The organism is Saccharopolyspora montiporae (assembly GCF_015209505.1).
In the GTDB taxonomy this organism is placed as follows: Bacteria; Actinomycetota; Actinomycetes; order Mycobacteriales; family Pseudonocardiaceae; genus Saccharopolyspora; species Saccharopolyspora montiporae.
This window is the reverse complement of record NZ_JADEYC010000045.1, coordinates 29767-45950: the sequence shown is the minus strand read 5'-3', so window position 1 is coordinate 45950 and position 16184 is coordinate 29767. Positions and strand designations below refer to the sequence as shown.

Annotated in this window: 19 protein-coding genes and 1 other RNA gene; 16 read left to right on the top strand and 4 right to left on the bottom strand. The window is 67.6% G+C overall.

Going from position 1 to position 16184, the window contains the following annotated elements:
* The first annotated feature begins 108 nt into the window (after nt 1-108).
* From IQ251_RS19125 to IQ251_RS20360, 9 genes are all read left to right on the top strand, one after another.
* The gene (locus IQ251_RS19125) at nt 109-249 is read left to right on the top strand and encodes a hypothetical protein (RefSeq protein WP_193930407.1); all 141 of its coding nucleotides are present in this window, start codon (nt 109-111) and stop codon (nt 247-249) included.
* Nucleotides 250-640: 391 nt separating this feature from the next.
* Nucleotides 641-1138 (top strand): PadR family transcriptional regulator, encoded by a 498-nt coding sequence (locus IQ251_RS19120; protein ID WP_193930405.1) that lies wholly within the window; start codon nt 641-643, stop codon nt 1136-1138.
* Nucleotides 1139-1248: 110 nt separating this feature from the next.
* Nucleotides 1249-2352, top strand: coding sequence for a peptide chain release factor 2 (gene prfB, locus IQ251_RS19115; protein WP_193930403.1), 1104 nt, complete (start codon nt 1249-1251; stop codon nt 2350-2352).
* Between the two features lie 260 nt (nt 2353-2612).
* A complete protein-coding gene (gene ftsE / locus IQ251_RS19110; RefSeq protein WP_193930401.1) occupies nt 2613-3302 on the top strand; it encodes a cell division ATP-binding protein FtsE in 690 nt (229 codons plus the stop codon).
* A 59-nt stretch (nt 3303-3361) separates the two neighbouring features.
* A complete protein-coding gene (ftsX, locus tag IQ251_RS19105; protein WP_193930399.1) occupies nt 3362-4264 on the top strand; it encodes a permease-like cell division protein FtsX in 903 nt (300 codons plus the stop codon).
* A 135-nt stretch (nt 4265-4399) separates the two neighbouring features.
* Nucleotides 4400-4879 (top strand): SsrA-binding protein SmpB, encoded by a 480-nt coding sequence (gene smpB, locus IQ251_RS19100; RefSeq protein ID WP_193930397.1) that lies wholly within the window; start codon nt 4400-4402, stop codon nt 4877-4879.
* Nucleotides 4879-5775 (top strand): amidohydrolase family protein, encoded by an 897-nt coding sequence (locus tag IQ251_RS19095; RefSeq protein WP_370591506.1) that lies wholly within the window; start codon nt 4879-4881, stop codon nt 5773-5775. Before smpB ends, IQ251_RS19095 begins: the two co-directional genes overlap by 1 nt.
* A gap of 98 nt (nt 5776-5873) precedes the next feature.
* Nucleotides 5874-6243, top strand: a transfer-messenger RNA (tmRNA) gene (gene ssrA / locus IQ251_RS19090).
* Nucleotides 6244-6377: 134 nt separating this feature from the next.
* Complete coding sequence (locus IQ251_RS20360) at nt 6378-6701, top strand: DUF1679 domain-containing protein (protein ID WP_193930389.1); 324 nt, start codon at nt 6378-6380, stop codon at nt 6699-6701.
* On the opposite strand, the gene IQ251_RS19080 is transcribed toward IQ251_RS20360, so the two are convergent.
* From IQ251_RS19080 to IQ251_RS19070, 3 genes are all read right to left on the bottom strand, one after another.
* The gene (locus IQ251_RS19080) at nt 6643-7638 is read right to left on the bottom strand and encodes a hypothetical protein (RefSeq protein ID WP_193930387.1); all 996 of its coding nucleotides are present in this window, start codon (nt 7636-7638) and stop codon (nt 6643-6645) included. The genes IQ251_RS20360 and IQ251_RS19080 overlap by 59 nt on opposite strands.
* 189 nt (nt 7639-7827) lie before the next feature.
* Entirely contained in the window at nt 7828-8169 is a 342-nt protein-coding gene (locus IQ251_RS19075) for a DUF1634 domain-containing protein (protein WP_193930384.1), read from the bottom strand.
* A gap of 40 nt (nt 8170-8209) precedes the next feature.
* On the bottom strand, nt 8210-9112 hold the full coding sequence (locus tag IQ251_RS19070; protein WP_193930382.1) for a sulfite exporter TauE/SafE family protein: 903 nt from the start codon (nt 9110-9112) through the stop codon (nt 8210-8212).
* A 325-nt stretch (nt 9113-9437) separates the two neighbouring features.
* On the opposite strand from IQ251_RS19070, the gene IQ251_RS19065 reads away from it, so the two are divergent.
* From IQ251_RS19065 to IQ251_RS19040, 6 genes are all read left to right on the top strand, one after another.
* The gene (locus IQ251_RS19065) at nt 9438-9947 is read left to right on the top strand and encodes a hypothetical protein (protein WP_193930380.1); all 510 of its coding nucleotides are present in this window, start codon (nt 9438-9440) and stop codon (nt 9945-9947) included.
* 15 nt (nt 9948-9962) lie between these two features.
* Nucleotides 9963-11117 (top strand): hypothetical protein, encoded by a 1155-nt coding sequence (locus tag IQ251_RS19060; protein WP_193930378.1) that lies wholly within the window; start codon nt 9963-9965, stop codon nt 11115-11117.
* Nucleotides 11118-11199: 82 nt separating this feature from the next.
* Complete coding sequence (locus IQ251_RS19055) at nt 11200-11718, top strand: hypothetical protein (RefSeq protein WP_193930377.1); 519 nt, start codon at nt 11200-11202, stop codon at nt 11716-11718.
* 95 nt (nt 11719-11813) lie between these two features.
* Nucleotides 11814-12329 carry a hypothetical protein gene (locus IQ251_RS19050; protein ID WP_193930375.1) on the top strand — a complete coding sequence of 172 codons (516 nt, stop codon included), beginning with the start codon at nt 11814-11816 and terminating at the stop codon, nt 12327-12329.
* Nucleotides 12330-13231: 902 nt separating this feature from the next.
* On the top strand, nt 13232-14125 hold the full coding sequence (locus IQ251_RS19045; protein WP_370591505.1) for a helix-turn-helix domain-containing protein: 894 nt from the start codon (nt 13232-13234) through the stop codon (nt 14123-14125).
* Between the two features lie 5 nt (nt 14126-14130).
* A complete protein-coding gene (locus IQ251_RS19040; protein ID WP_193930372.1) occupies nt 14131-14352 on the top strand; it encodes a DUF397 domain-containing protein in 222 nt (73 codons plus the stop codon).
* Between the two features lie 70 nt (nt 14353-14422).
* Here the strand turns inward: IQ251_RS19040 and IQ251_RS19035 are convergent, their stop codons facing one another.
* Nucleotides 14423-14728, bottom strand: a complete 306-nt coding sequence (locus IQ251_RS19035) for a hypothetical protein (protein ID WP_193930370.1) — start codon at nt 14726-14728, stop codon at nt 14423-14425.
* Between the two features lie 143 nt (nt 14729-14871).
* On the opposite strand from IQ251_RS19035, the gene IQ251_RS19030 reads away from it, so the two are divergent.
* Nucleotides 14872-16071 carry a cytochrome P450 gene (locus IQ251_RS19030; RefSeq protein ID WP_370591504.1) on the top strand — a complete coding sequence of 400 codons (1200 nt, stop codon included), beginning with the start codon at nt 14872-14874 and terminating at the stop codon, nt 16069-16071.
* Nucleotides 16072-16184: the final 113 nt, after the last annotated feature.

The following is a 16184-nucleotide window of genomic DNA, read 5'->3' as shown; positions in this document are numbered from 1 at the left end:
GGGCCCCGGCTTCGGCCGGGGCCCTTCTCGTGCGCGACGTGCGCGAGCGGTGGCCGAACTATGCGTCGTCGAGGCGCGAGGGGCCCGAGCGCACGGCCGGGGCCGGTGGTGCGCGAGCGTCAATCCCGGTCGGCGGCCCAGACCTTGGCGCACTCCGGGGAGCAGACCCCGCTCCCGCCGTCCGGGTCCGGCGGGGTGCGCATCGCCCGCCCGCACACGGCGCAGCTGCTGGTGGCGGCAGTACGCTGAACCGAAACGGCATGCCGCTCCCGGGCGGCGCCTGCCGGGGACGGGATGCGCGGCCAACTCCGATGCACCGTCCTACCTCCGAGTGCTCGACTGCGGTGCCCGGTAGCTTCCTCGCGGACCGCGCCGTTGTGCAGAGGCCGCCGGCGATAGCACCTCTTCGCGCGGCCAAGAACCCTCGGACAGGGGAACGGCGCGGCCGTTGGGCGCAGTGCGCGCGGGCGCTCGGACCAGTCATCCCGCCACCGTGCTCGCCGAGCGTGGTCGGCGGCCGGCGGGATCTCGCGCTGATGGCCGAACGCCTCGTCCACTCGGACCAGCGGATTGCAACCACTGTGGACAGATCTGCGGACCACTGTGGACAGCATCATGGCGGCGTGGCACCGTTGGGTCCGTGACCGAGCTGAACGCGACATCCGCCGCCCTGTTGGGGCTACTGCACGAAGGGCCGAAGACCGGTGGTCAGCTGGTTGCTGCCGCTACCGAGCGCTTCGGCGGGTTCTTCAGCGTCACCCGCAGCCAGGTGTACCGGGAGCTGCCGGCGCTCACCGATGCGGGCCTGCTGCGCCTCGGCAAGCAGGGACCCCGTTCCAGCCAGCAGTACGCGATCACCGCCGCGGGCAAGCGCGCCTTCAAAACGTGGCTGAACACCGAACCGGGGCCGGACAACGTCCGCAGCCCGCTCATCCTGCGACTCGTCTACTCCGGGTCGCTGACCGCCAAGCAGCGCGCCAACCTCGTGGCGTCCGCGCGGACCCAGTACACCCAGAAGCTGGACGAGGCCAAGAACGCGGCCAAGACCGCCGACGACCCGTACGAGAAGGCCGCGGCCGATTTCACCGTCGCCCACAACCGGGCCATCATCAAGCTGCTGGACAACATCCCGAAGTGACGAGGGCGCGGTGTCCGGCCACGCGCTCGGTCGCCCGGCGCAGCGGCTCGCCCCGCGCCGAGCGGCCGTCCTCGTGGGGAGCGCTGCGCCGGTGACGTACCCTGAGCACTGTGAATCCCGACGTCGCAAGCGAGCTCAAGGAACTGTCCAGCACTCTCGAAAACATCGAGAGCGTGATGGATCTGGACGCGTTGCGCAGCAAGATCACGGAGCTGGAGACCGAGGCCGCCAAGCCCGACCTCTGGGATAACGTCGAGTACGCCCAGCGGGTCAGCAGCCAGCTGGTGCACAGCCAGGCCGACCTGCGCCGGATCACCGAGATGCGCCAGCGCGTGGAGGACCTGGAGGTGCTCTACGAGCTCAGCGAAGCCGAAGCCGACTCCGCGGGGCTCGCCGAGGCCGACGAGGAGCGGGCGCGGCTGCGCAAGGATCTGGAGGCGCTCGAAGTCCGCACCCTGCTGTCCGGCGAGTACGACTCGCGGGAGGCCGTGGTCACCATCCGTGCGGAGGCCGGCGGGGTGGACGCCGCGGACTTCGCCGAGATGCTGATGCGGATGTACCTGCGCTGGGCCGAGCGCCACGAGTACCCGGTGGAGGTCTACGACACCTCGTACGCCGAGGAGGCCGGGCTGAAGTCGGTCACCTTCCAGGTCAACGCCCAGTACGCCTACGGCACGCTGTCCGTGGAGCAGGGCACGCACCGGCTGGTGCGCATCTCGCCGTTCGACAACCAGGGCCGCAGGCAGACCTCGTTCGCCGGGGTGGAGGTGCTTCCCGTGGTGGAGGAGACCGACCACGTCGAGATCCCGGAGAAGGACATCCGGGTGGACGTGTTCCGGTCCTCGGGTCCCGGCGGGCAGAGCGTCAACACGACCGACTCGGCGGTGCGGATCACCCACCAGCCGACCGGCATCGTCGTGTCCTGCCAGAACGAGAAGTCGCAGCTGCAGAACAAGGCCGCGGCCATGCGCGTGCTGCAGTCCAAGCTGCTGACCAGGCAGAAGGAGCAGGAGCGCGCCGAGCTGGACGCGCTCAAGGGCAGCGGCTCCAGCTGGGGCAACCAGATGCGCTCCTACGTGCTGCACCCGTACCAGATGGTCAAGGACCTGCGCACCGACCACGAGGTCGGCAACCCGGAGGCCGTGCTGGACGGGGAGATCGACGGCTTCCTGGAGTCCGGTATCCGCTGGCGCCGCCAGCAGGAAGCGGCCTGATCCGGCGCCGCCCGCGGTGACCCGGCCGTGCGCCGGGGCCGCTGAGTCGAACAGGAGTTCTAGCGAGGCGGCCCGATGTGTCCGGTCGGTCCCGGTCGTACCGTGCGCTGCACCGCGGGTGGAACGTGCCGCGGTGTCCGGACCGACGCCCGTCCGCAGGCACGGCGGCGGGCTCCGCGCAGGGCCCGCGCGCCCGGTGGCTGGTCGGCGGGGTGGGTGAGGCGCGGTCCCTCGAACGGTCGCAGGTAGGCTCACGCCCCGTGATTCGGCTTGAGCACGTGTCCAAGACGTACAAGACGTCGACCCGGCCCGCTCTGGAAGATGTCTCGGTCGGCATCGACAAGGGCGAGTTCGTGTTCCTGATCGGCCCGTCCGGGTCCGGGAAGTCGACGTTCCTGCGCCTGCTGCTGCGCGAGGACGTGCCCAGTCGGGGCCGGCTGTTCGTCGCCGACTGGAACGTCGCCAAGCTCCCGCGCCGGCGCGTTCCCCGACTGCGCCAGCGGATCGGCTGTGTCTTCCAAGACTTCCGGCTGCTCAACAACAAGACCGTCGCGGAGAACGTGGCGTTCGCGTTGGAGGTCATCGGCAAGCCGCGGCACACCATCCGCAAGGTGGTCCCCGAGGTGCTGCAGCTGGTCGGCCTGGACGGCAAGGCGGACCGCATGCCGCACGAGCTCTCCGGTGGTGAGCAGCAGCGGGTGGCGATCGCGCGGGCCTTCGTCAACCGGCCGCTGGTGCTGATGTGCGATGAGCCCACCGGGAACCTCGACCCGGACACCAGCCAGGACATCATGCTGCTGCTGGAGCGGATCAATCGCACCGGCACCACGGTCATCATGGCCACGCACGACCACTCCATCGTCGACTCGATGCGCCGCCGCGTGGTCGAGCTCAGCCTCGGCCGCGTGATCCGCGACGACGCGCGCGGTGTCTACGGCGTCGGGCGCTGAGCGCGCCACCCCCGCACCCCGAGTCAAACCCCCGACACCGGTAGGAAAGCTGACACAAGATGCGTGCGAGCTTCGTATTCAGCGAGGTCGTCAACGGACTCCGTCGCAACGTGACGATGACCATCGCGATGATTCTGACGACGGCCATTTCGGTCGGTCTGCTCGGCGGCGGTCTGCTTGTCATCCGGATGATCGACAAGATGCAGGAGACCTACCAGGACCAGGCCGAGGTCGTGGTGTTCATGACCGATGACGTCTCCGCCAACGACACCGACTGCGCCCAGCAGCCCTGCGCGAACATCCTCGCCGACCTGGAGGGCTTCTCCGGGGTGGACAGCGTGGAGTACGAGAACCGCGAAGAGGCGTTCGCCAACTTCAACCGGGTGTTCGAGTCCCAGCCGGAGCTCAAGAGCGTGGCCCGCGCCGAGGCCATGCCCGCCTCGCTGCGCGTGAAGCTCTCCGAGCCGGAGCGCTTCCCGGCGCTGGAGCAGCAGGTCCAGGGCAAGGCCGGTGTGGACAGCGTCGTCGACCAGGCCGACTACCTGGGGCAGCTGTTCAACGTGCTCAACGGCGTGCGCAACGCCACCTTCGCGATCGCGTTGATCCAGGCCATGGCCGCGCTGCTGCTGATCTCGAACACGATCCAGCTGTCCGCGTTCACCCGGCGCACGGAGACCGGCATCATGCGCCTGGTCGGCGCCACGCGCTGGTACACCCAGCTGCCGTTCCTGCTGGAAGCGGTGGTGTCCGGGTTGATCGGCGCGGTCCTGGCGATCCTCGGCCTGGTGGTCGCGAAGGCCACGTTCATCGACAGCGTGATGTCCCCGGTGTTCGGGGCCGGGGTGATCCCACCCATCGAATGGGGCGACATAGCCGTCGTGTCGCCGATCCTCGCGCTGGTCGCCGCGGCCGTGTCCGCGATCACCGGCTACGTGACGCTGCGGCTGTACGTGCGGCTCTGAGCATCGGCACCGGCCCGCGGTGCCCGGTCCACACCGGGTGCCGCGGGCCGTTTCGCGTCCGGGGGCGCTCGTGGCCGTCCGCGCCGCGCGAAAACCCCGTTCGGCGTGCTCGCGGCGGGAGCTAGAGTTGGACGCATGGTGAAGGAACGCGGGCGCAAGCTGATCGCGCAGAACCGCAAGGCGCGGCACGACTGGTCCGTGCTCGACACCTACGAGACCGGCATCGTGCTGGCCGGGACCGAGGTCAAGAGCCTGCGCCAGGGCAAGGCCTCGCTGGTCGACGCGTTCGCCACCGTCGACGACGGCGAGGTGTGGCTGCGCAACGTGCACATCCCGGAGTACACCGAGGGCACGTGGACCAACCACGAGCCGCGGCGCTCCCGGAAGTTGCTGATGCACAAGGATGAGATCGTCCGGCTGGTCGGCAAGATCCAGGAGAGCGGGCTGAGCCTCGTGCCGCTGTCGCTGTACTTCTCGGACGGCAAGGCCAAGGTCGAACTGGCGCTGGCGCGCGGCAAGAAGGCGCACGACAAGCGCCGCGACATGGCCAAGCGCGACGCCGAGCGGGAGATGGCCCGCGCGATCGGCCGCGCTCGGAAGGGCAAGCGGACGTAGTGGCCGGCCCGCCGGACGACGAGCGGGTCCCGGACCGGATCGCCGAACTCGGCCTTCCCGGGCTGGTCGACCTGCACACGCACTTCCTGCCCGAGCGGGTGCTGCACAAGGTGTGGGCGTTCTTCGACCTGGCCGAGGAGCACTACGGCATGGCGTGGCCGGTGCGCTACCGGTATCCGGAGGAGACCCGGGTCCGCATCCTGCGCGAGCTGGGCGTGCGCACCTTCGCGCCGCTGGTCTACCCGCACAAGCCGGACATGGCCGCGTGGCTGAACGGCTGGGTGCGCGAGTTCGCCGCGAGCACGCCGGAGGCGGTGCCGACCGCGACGATGTTCCCGGAGCCCGGCGCGCCCGACTACTTGGCCGAGGCGCTGCGCGAGGGTGCGCGGTGCGTGAAGGTGCACGTCCAGGTCGGCGCGTTCGACCCGCGGGACGAGCAGCTCGACCGGGCGTGGGGGCTGCTCGCCGAGGCCGGGGTTCCGGTGGTCGTGCACTGCGGGAACGGGCCCAGGCCCGGTCAGCACACCGGTCTGGACATCTTCGAGCGGGTGCTGCGGTCCCATCCCCGGCTGACGGCGGTGCTCGCGCACGCGGGTATGCCGGACTACGCGGCGGCGCTGGACCTGGTGCGCCGGTACCCGCGGGTGCACGTGGACACCACCATGGTCGGTGTCGGGTTCAGCGAGCGGTTCGCGCCGCTGCCGCAGGATTGGCCGGGCCGGATCGCGGATCTGCAGGACCGGGTGGTGCTGGGCACCGACTACCCGAACATCCCGTACCCGTACGCCGAGCAGCTGTCCGCGATCATCGGTTGGGCGGACGGCGACGAGCGGCTCGGGGACGGTTTCCTGCGCCGGGTGCTGCACGACACACCGGCGCGCCTGTTGTCGGAGTGACCGGTGCGGGATGCGGGAATGATCGCCGCCCGGGCGGGCGTTATGCTGGGTGAGCGGGCCGGGACGCGGTCCGTGGTCGAGCGGCCGGATGGTCGCAAGGGGGTGAACGGTTTCGACTCCGTACGGTGATCCGAGGGAAGCGTGCCGGTGCAGGCGGGAGACCACCGTGAAGCGTCGCCGTCAACCAATAAGCGCCGACAAGAGTCAGCGCGAGTTCGCCCTCGCTGCCTGAGCGAGGAGCAACTCTGTCGGACCGGGTTAGCCTCCGCCCCGGAATCCGGCATCAGCTAGGAGGCTCACCACCAGGTCCGGTCGCGGGAGCTAGTGGGACACCGAACAGCGACTGGGCTTGTCACACCGGCTCGTCCGCGTGACCGGTGAAGCCGAGTAGAGACAGAGCGGACTGCGCACGGAGAAGTCTCGGTGATGCGTCGGAGGACCCGGGTTCGATTCCCGGCACCTCCACGTGATGCCTCGTGTTCGATGACCTCCGGTCATCCTCCCGGGGCGTCGATGTTCATACGGGGGCCGAGCCCCCGTAGGCCCCGCGGTGCGGTGGTCGCCTTTGTGGCGGCTCCGCACCGTTTTGCTGTGCGGGAACCGTGCGGCTGGTCGACTTCCAGTTCCCGCAACGCGGTGCCGCGATGACCGATGTGGCCCGGTTCTTGGCGACCAGTCTGACCACGGCGACCAGACGGGCCGCCGAATACGACCTGCTGTGCCGCTACCGCGGCCGGCGAGCCGCGCTCGGCGTGCCCGAACCCGATCCGGACACCGAACTCACCCTGGAAGCGGTCCATGACTGGAACGCACACCCTACTGCGGAGGTGACGCGGTGCTGCTCGTTGACGCCGACGGAACATGTCCTCAGCGCAGTGTTTGCGCCGCGTCCCCCTGCACGGCGGGGAGCCATTCTTGTTCGATGACCTGGGTCAAGCGCCGCCTCGTCTCCGCTGTGAGATGTTTGCTGATGGGGGCCACGCAATGTTTGCTGACGGCCTGGTGGCGTTCCGGCGACTTGCACGTGAGGATCGCCAGGATCCGTACCACCAGAAGAGCCGTCCGCAAATCGACTTTATTGGTGATGTCCAAGAGAAGCTTGCAAATGCTCCTCGTTCCGGTGCGGATTATCTCGTCTTCGAGGGGGAGTCGATCCTGATCCTGTCGCCATTTGATGATCCGTTTCGAGATCCAATCGGAAACCCGTTTCGGAAGCAGCTTGGCGATCGTGATTCCCTTGGAAAGGTATTTCGCGGAATTCGCTAAGAAGTCGCACCAAAAGTGATCGGCGAGAGCCTTCTTGACTTCGATGGGAACGGTTCCGCCGAACTGTTCGGCGATATCGTCGAACGCCTGCTGGAACACTTTCGTGCCCAGCGCATCGACCTGGTCGAGCGTTGACCCGGACTCCATGATCGTCCGGAGCTCATCGACCGAAAAGTTGTGATCGGGCTTTCGGCCCTGGGGCATTGGTTGGGTGTGGCTGCCGCGTGTGTGCCGGGGCAGTGGAAGACCACGTTCTGCGGGCGATGAGGAGGCAAGGTCATCGTGATGCGGACGCCACGTCCCGTCGCGATTCCGCCCGTCGTCGTCGGAGAGCAGGTCGACGAGATCTGCAATGACAGAATCCATGCTGGCGGCTTTTTTGGGAAGGGTCGCTCGTCCTGGTGTCTTGCACTTTGCGAACGCCTTGTTCCACCTGTCGTCGGCCGTTTGTCGCAATGCTCGGCGCGGTTGTGGATCAGGGTTTCGGGCGATTTCCACTGCGCCGGTCCAGCCATGCCATGCACCACCGCAGACGCCGCAAGCGCAGTTGTGGCTCTCGGCCCTCTCACAACTCGCATAGTGCCCGTCGCGCGTCATGTGCCCCTCTTGTCGTCGACGTCGATCAACCGATGATCTTGCTCTCGGTCTGACGTTTCGTACCGCCAGTCAGGTGAGAAGCAGGCTGTGGAAAGGAGTGGAACCTTTCGTTGACATGAGAATCGAATCCTGCGGGCAGATACATGGCCGAATGTGCCTCGGGGCGCCACGGTTGTACGCGGCGACGGGTCAGATCGTGGCGGCGAGGGTGAGTAGTAGGAGTACGATGATCGCGTCGCGGGCCGGGGTCCAGTGTCCGGTGCGCACGAGCCTGGGCAGCACCGCGAGGACCGCGACGACCGGTGCGCAGGCGAGCACGAGCACACCGAGTGCGACGAGCAGTGTGCCGGTGGAGTCGAGCGCGACGATCTGCGACAACTCGACCGCGCCCGCATCGAGGGGTTCCCCCTCGACCAAGGCGAAGATCAGGCCGCAGGCGATCAGGGCCAGCGCCGGGTAGAGCACCGCGCGCAGCGAACGGGCGACGACGAGGTTGTTCGCCTGCGTTGACGATAGGTCTTTCGGGGTCATGCCGAACTCCTCGGTGGTCGGTGTGCGTGCTCGTTCCGCGTCATGGACCGCCCAACGAGGTGACGCCGAGTGCCGAGAGCGCGAACGCTGCTCCGGACGCGACGATCGTGCTGACGTACACCCAGCGGATCACTGAGATCGAAACCTTGCCGGCCAGGATGACTCCGGCCCGCGATCCGAGCGTCACCCCCAGCACGATCGGTGCCACGACGAACAGCAGCACATCTCCTTTGGCGAAATAGACCAGGAATCCGGACACGGCGGTGATGCCGATCATGAACTGGCTGCTGGCGGTCGCCACTCGCAGCGGAATCCCCATCCCGATGTTCATCGCGGGAATCTTGAGGAATCCTCCGCCGACGCCCAGCAGACCGGACATGAATCCGGCGAACACGGATACCCCGCTGCCCAGCCACAGTTTCCGCGCCGTCCAGTGCTTGGTCGTGCCGTCGTGCTCGTCGGTGACGAGACCGCTGATCCCGCGGTCCGTCTCGCACGCGCGCAGACCCATCGTCGTCAGCGTGTCCGGCGGGAATGTCGAACCGCGGTCGTCCGGGATCACCGCGGACCCGGCCGTCTTCCGCCTGCTCAACCACGCGGCGAAGAACTGGACCACAGCGAACACCCCTTCCAGGATCGGCCGCGGGATCAGCGAGCTGGCCAGGCCCCCGGTGATGCCGCCGATCGTGGTCGCGATTTCCAACCGGAAGGACAACCGGAGGTGCGTGAGGCCCTGCCGCAGATAGGTGGACGCGCCCATCGCCGAGTTCGCGATCACGGCCGCGAGCGAGGTGGCAACGGCGGTCTGAAAGGAGAAACCGTACCCCAGCACCAGCACCGGAACGATGATCGCACCACCGCCGATCCCGGCCAGCGCACCCGCCCCACCCGCGAAGACGCTGATCGCGAGGAGGGCCACGAGAGTCGATGCGGGAACGGTCATAGAGGCCACTCGTCCTGTTCATCGGGCTGATGCGAGGTTTTCGGCACCTGGGGCCGTCGTGCCGGGTAGTGGGGCACCGGTCTGGAAGAGGTTCGTCGAGCCGGCACCCGGTCCAGGGCGGCATCGGCTCGGACCCCGTCGGGCGCGGCATGTCCGGATAGGACAGGTGGCCGGGCTGCGGAGGCCGCGTGACCCCGAGACCCGGTCCCTCGCCCGTGCTGGATCCTGCACACGGCACGGTAGAGCCGGGCGCCGACAGCACGGGGGCACGGCGCTGGGATTAACTCGAAGAGATCAACGGTTCCGGTTCTGCGAGGATTCGGAGATGGATGCGGATCGTCGTGCGTTGTTGGGCTGGCAGTTCGAGCTGACCTGGTCGCTGCTGGACCTGCACCTGGTCGAGCTGGTGGAGGAGGACTTCCTCGCCGAGCCCGCGCGGCACTGCTGGACCATGCACCGCGCCGACGACGGCGGCTGGGTGCCCGATTTCGCCGAGACCGAGCCCGATCCGCTTCCCGCCCCGACGATCGGGCTGATGGGGATCGGTGCCGACCCGGAAACGTTGTCGTCGGTGGCGAGCACACTGCGCAACGCCAGCACTGATGTGGATGCGCACGCAGGCGAACCACCGATTCCGCAGGCGGGTGAGATCACGGCCGTGATCGAAGCCGCCATGCGCACGATCTGCGAGGGCGTAGCGAACATGTCGGCCAGCGCAGGCGGTGTGGGAGATGCGGTGGCCGAGGGGCGTGATCTCTACGTGGAGACCGACCTCGACTCCACTGCGCACCTGCAGGACGCTCAGCCCGGCGCCGACCACCCGCACGACCGGTAACAGGGGATATCCGAGATGGCAGAGCTAGACACCGAGGTCGACGGTGACCCGGATTCCCTGACCGAGTCGGCGCGGTGGATGCGCGAGCGGTGCGTCGGTTTGGAAGACATCGCGAGTGCCTTCGTGTCCGCTCGCGGGGACTCGGAAAGCGGGTGGACGGGGGAGGCAGGTGACCGTGCTCGGCAGCTGATGACCGAGGGCGACAAGCTGGCGAGCAGTCAGACTCTGCTGATCGCCAGCCTGCTCACTCAGTTGGAGACCCACCAGGACGACCTGAACACCGTGCACAAGTGGATGCAGGACGCGCGGGACATCGCACGGGAAGGCGGTCTCACCGTCCGTGGGTTCAAGATCCAAGATCCCGGGCCCGCACCTCGTGACCCGGGCACGTTGCCGGAGAACGCCAGCCCGGCCGAGGCAGCGCAGCACGGCGCACTCGCGCACGCCAATGCCGAGTACACCAAGAAGGTCCAGGCGTACAGCGAGGCGAGCGAGATCGTGCAGAAGGCGCGGGACAAGGAGACCAGCTCCCAGGCACAGGTCGTCCAGTTCCTCTCCGGCACCTTCGATCCCGCGAAATTCGCGGTGACCCTCGGCGATATCTCCGCTGGTGCCGGCGCCGCGATCGCCGCTCGCACCTCCGCGTGGCGGACCGCCGCGGCCAACGTCAAGAGCCCCGCGCTCGCCTCGCACATGGCCAGCGAGAGCATCATGAGCCCCGCAGGCAAGCTCAAAGCAGCCACGATCGCGGCGGAACGGACCATGGAAAAGCAGTTCGCCGTGAACATGGCAACCGCCACGAAGGCATCACAGTTCGTGGACAAGTACGTGCCACCACGGATCACCAAGGCCCTGGACGCCAAGATTGTTCCAGAGGGGACAAAACCCCCATCGAACATGTTCCTTCGAGGGGCAACAAAGGTGGGAGGGAAACTTCCGATTGCCGGGGCGGTGTTTACGGCTGCTGGTGTCGGTGTCGACGTCATGCAGGGCAAGGGCGCCACGCAATCGGTCGTGTCCAATACGAGTGGTTTCGTCGGTGGAGCCGTGATCGGCGCTTGCATCGGGGGTCCAGTGGGCGCGGTCGTTGGTGGCGTGGCTGGTGTCGGAATCGGTTTCAGGTCGACGCCATTTGGTCAGCTGCGAGTGACTGAGAACGAGGATCGGTAGGATGATGCCGGAATCAGGTCCGACCCCCGACAGTGCGACGGGCGAGCCCAGGCCGCCACGCGCACCGGTGCTCCGTGCGGACATGGCTGAAAAGAACAACGGACGCTCAGCGCGCGCCAGATGTCCAGGTTCCCCCGTGGGTGAAGGGCCAGCGTTGGAATGGTACCAACGCTCCATCAGGGAGTACTTCGTAATCGGGGTATGGTTTTCGGTATTCCTTGCTGGTTTCGTGAGCCTGGCCTTGTGGGGATTTGAGTGGATCTACGTGTGGTGGATGTGGGCGATCGTCGTGTCGCCGATCCCCCTGTATTCGCTCGTGGGGCGCGCGAAAGGGTTTTCGGCCGGGGCCGAATGGTTTGCGGTGCGGTCGGAAACATATGTGCGGTTGTACGAGCTGTCCGAGGTTGCCGTCCACGGCACCGCCGGTAGCTGGAATCTTGAGCTCAAGGACAAGCATGATGGTTGGGCACAGGTCAGCCTGCGGGAGGTCCAGTACAACCGAGACCTGTGGGATTTGGTCTACAACGGAATCGTGTATTCCGTAGCGAATGGGGCGAGTGCTGGGACGCAGACCAGAAATGTTCTTCATCTCCTGCCTTGAGGGATGGAGAAAGATCAGTGCCGCACGCAGCGCCACGACCCGACACGATCACCGGCGAACCGCGTCCTCCGCGCGCGCCGGTTCTGCGTGCGGATATGGCTGAAAAGAACGGTATTGACCCTGATCAGGCGCAGTGTCCGTCGCCCGCCGAGGGCGAGAGGCCGAGACTGGAGTGGTACCAGCGCTCGCCGAAGGACAGTGTGGTGACCGGCTTGTGGGTGGCCGCAGCCCTGGCCGTTGTCATGACGGTGGCGTTGTGGGGATTTGCCTGGGTCGGTCTGTGGTACATGTGGCTGATCCTGCTGGCTCAGCCGGTCTTCTTCTACTTCAGGGGTCGTCAGCCGGGGTTCTCGGCGGGCGCGGATTGGTTCGCCCGCAGCGACAAGTCCCGAGTGCGCACGTACGAGCTGGCCGAGGTCAAGGTCAGTGGCACGATGGGAAGTGGGGACCTGGAGATGCGGGACGAGCACGGCGGCTACGTTCTGCTGAGCTTGTTGGAGATCCAGTACAACCGGGACCTGTGGGATTTGGTCTACAACGGGATCGTGCACTCGGTCGCCAGTGGTGCGGGTGCGAACGCTCGAACGATGAGCAAGCTACACCTCGACTAATCCCCTGTGGACGTCGAGTCTTCGCTGTCGGGGTGCCCTCCTGTCCCTGCATCAACGCGCTCGATGAGCGTTGGCCCGGGGATCGGCGGCCCGGTGAGCGTCTTTGCGGCCGTCCCGTCATGGCTAGTCTCGACCCGGCCCATCGATCTGCGCACGCAGTCGTCGCACGCCCGCCGGGGCGGGGTGTTCGTGTGCAGTCCGGCGTCCAGTCCGCATTCCGTCTCGCCGGCGCGCGGGGCGCGGATGTGTACGGTTCCGTGTCGGTCGGTCCAGGGGCGGATCACGCCTGCACCGCCGGTGGAGCAGGCACGGTGTTGGCGTTCGACCTCGGCTGCCGCCATTCCCGTTCCTGCAGCGCCTCAACCAGGATCGGCGCGCGGTAGCAGGACCTCGCGATGGCACTGACGGCTCCGATCTCGGCGTGAGCTGTCCTGTGCTGTGCGCTGCACAGGATTGGTGGTGCTGACATGTGTGTCTCCGAGGTCGGTGAGTGGGCAAGGGGTTCCGCGCGGCCTGGGGTCGGGGGAGGTCAGGCCGCGCGGAACCGGGCGGGTGCGGCGAGCAGGCGGATCGCAGCGGGGCGCGATCTGTGGCGACCACACCTGCTGTTGGCTGCGCACCGTGGAGTTCACGGGGTTCGGGTGGCGGCGCAGCAGTTCACGCTCGGCCCGAACGGGGTGGGAAGGCTGGGCTACCTAGCGAGAGAGTGGCCAGTCCGTCCTCGGTTTGCGTCGGGAGCGGGGGAATCGCTGGGTGCGCACGTGATATGGAAGTACATCTTGTACTTTCTGCTGCTTGGCTTGCCGGGCATCGCCAGATTAAAAGTGTAAGTACATAATGTAAATACATCTGTCTGGGTGAACGTGGCGTCCGCGTCGAGCGGCCAAAGGAAGGGGCTCTTGGTGTCCAGCCCGTCGGCGACCATCACGATGCAGCAGCGACAGCTCGGCAATGAGCTGCGTCGGTTGCGCGAGACCGCCCGCCTGAACCAGGACGAAGCCGCCGAGCACTTGGGAAAGGCGCACAACAAGATCAGCCGGGTGGAGAACGGCAAGGTCAGCATCTCCAAGGCTGAGCTCGAAGCTCTGCTGGCGTTGTACGAGGCGCCTGAGAAGGACCGGGAGTGGTGCCGGGAGTTGGCGCAGGGCGCGCGTCGTCGTCGCGGCCGCCCCAAAGACGAGACCGCGCTCTACCTCGGTCCGCGCTGGTTCCGCGCGTTCCGCGACTTCGAACGCAGTGCCACCGAGGTGATGGTGGTCGCCTCCGAGGTCCTGCCCGGGAACCTCCAGACCGAGGACTACACCCGTGCCATCTTCGACGGCCGCGGGGATGACTCCAGTGGCAAAGCCGGCGAGGACACCGTGCGGGTGCGGCAAGAGCGGCAAGCTCTGTTGACGGGCGAGGGGGCTCCGCACGCTTCTTTCGTGCTCAGTGAATCGGCGCTGCGTCGCCAGATCGGTACCCGGGACGTGATGGCTGCGCAGTTGCACCATCTGGCGGAGCTGGCGCTGTTGCCGAACGTCACGATCCGAATCATCCCGTTCGACATCCGGTCCTACGGCGATGTCGGCTACGACTTCGTGATCTTCCGGTTCGACGCCGACACCAGTACCGACATCGTCTACATCGAGATTTACGGGGATGCGGTCTACCTCGACAAGCCGCCTGAAGCCGTGCACCGCTATACCGAGTTGCTCGGCAGGCTCCACGGCGTCGCCTCGGGCCCCGTGGAGTCACGTAACTTCGTGCGCGAACTGGCACGCCGGTTCGCCGGAAGCAACGCGCGAAAGGACTGAGCGGCATGGCCAACTCGGGCATGAACTGGACGCAGGTGGAGTTCACGAAGTCGTCCTACAGCGGCAGCGATCAAGGCAACTGCGTCGAATTCGGCACGGCCGCGGGGCTCGTCGGTATTCGGGACTCGAAGTTAGCCGAAGCCAGCCCCATCCTCGAAGTCGAAGCAACCGCTTTCCGGGCGTTCATCACCGACCTGAAGGCAGGCACGTTCGACCAGTCGGCCTAGGTCGAGAAGCACTGCGGGGCGGGCGGCGCCGTGTCCACGCGCCCGGCGCCGCGCCGCTGCTTGAGGCGGCTTACGGCTCCTCGCTCGCCTCGCGGTCGGGGCCTGCGCGGCCTGCGCGTTTGTCCGCTTGGTAGAGCGGGTGGAAGTGCTCGACCGTGCGGTCGGTGTCGTCGGCGAGCTGGCCGGTGCGCTCGAACAGCTCCGACAGCACGCTCTGCACCAGCGCATTGGTCTCCGCGTTGCCGGTGTCGACGGATCCCACGTGCCTGCGCCCTTCCTCGTGCACCATGCGCAGCCTCGTGGCGCTGAGCCGCAGCTGGTCGAAGCTCTCCTCCATCGGATCCTGCCCGTCGGTGCGCTCGCTGTCCTCGGTCACGGTCTCCTCCTGGGTGGCTCGTCCCGGTGAGGTTACTGGTCGCGCGGTGCCGGAGGGGCCGGGTTCGCCGATCGGAGCAGTGCCGTCCCGCTGAGTGGTGTCCGGCCGTGCGGGCCCGCCGATCACCGGCGCACCGTCGCGATGTGGCTGCGCACGAGTTCCGGGGATTCGTTCCGAGGTCGGCCGAGACCTGGCGGGACCCGTTCCCGATGTACGAGCAGCTGCGCGAGCGCGATCCGGTGCACCACGTCGAACGCGGCGACTATTGGGTGCTGTCCCGCTACGCGGACGTGGCTGCGGCGGCCAAGGATCCTTCGACGTTCTCCTCGGCGCGCGGGCTCACCGTCGAATCCGATGAACTGCGCCGGGCCGGGCTCGGTGACGCCACGCCGATGGTGTTCCTCGATCCGCCCGAGCACACCGACTTCCGCGCGCTGATCAACCGGGGATTCACCCCGCGCCGGATCGACTCGATCGAACCGCAGGTGCGGGAGTTCGTCGTGCGCCGGCTGGAGCGGCTGGCCGGGCGCGGCGAGGTGGACCTGGTCGCCGAGCTGCTCAAACCGCTGCCGAGCTTCGTCGTCGCGCACTACCTCGGCGTGCCGGAGGCTGACCGCGTGCAGTTCGACCGGTGGACCGACGACATCGTCGCGGCCGCGGCGGGCGGCGACCCGTTGGCCACCCCGGATGCCGTGGCCGGGTTGTTCGACTACTTCCAGCGGCTCGTCGAGTGGAAACGCGCCGACCCCGGGGACGACGTGATTTCCGACCTGATCGGCGTTTTCGGCGATGATGACCCGCTCGGCCCGATCCGCATCCTGGGCTTCGCGTTCACCATGGTCGCCGGCGGCAACGACACCACCACCGGTCTGCTCAGCGCCGGCGCCGAACTGCTCACCGCGCACCCCGAGCAGCGGGACGCGCTCGCCGCCGACCCCCGGCTGATCCCGGAAGCGGTGGAGGAACTGCTGCGGCTCACCAGCCCGGTGCAGGGACTCGCCCGCACCACCACGCGCGACGTGCAGCTGGGCGACCGGACGATCCCCGCCGGGCGCAAGGTGCTGCTGCTGTACGCCGCGGCGAACCGGGATCCGCGCCGGTACGGGCCGGACGCCGAGCGGTTGGACATCACCCGCGCACCGCGCAACGTCCTCGCGTTCAGCGTCGGTGCGCACCACTGCCTCGGCGCGCACGCCGCCCGGCTGCAAGCCCGCGTCGTGCTGGAGGAACTGCTCGCCCGGTACCCGGGATTCGCGGTGCACGCCGCGCGCGGCGAGTTCGCCACCGGCCACTACGTCCGCCGCTACCGCAGCCTCCCCTGCACGCTCGCCCCCGCTCCCTGAGCTGATCTTTCGCACATCGAACCCCGGAGCGCGGCGAACTCGCCCGTCCGGTCACGGTGCGCGGTTCGCGGTGGCGCACCGGTGCGGCGCGGCTGAGACTGATCCGCGGAATC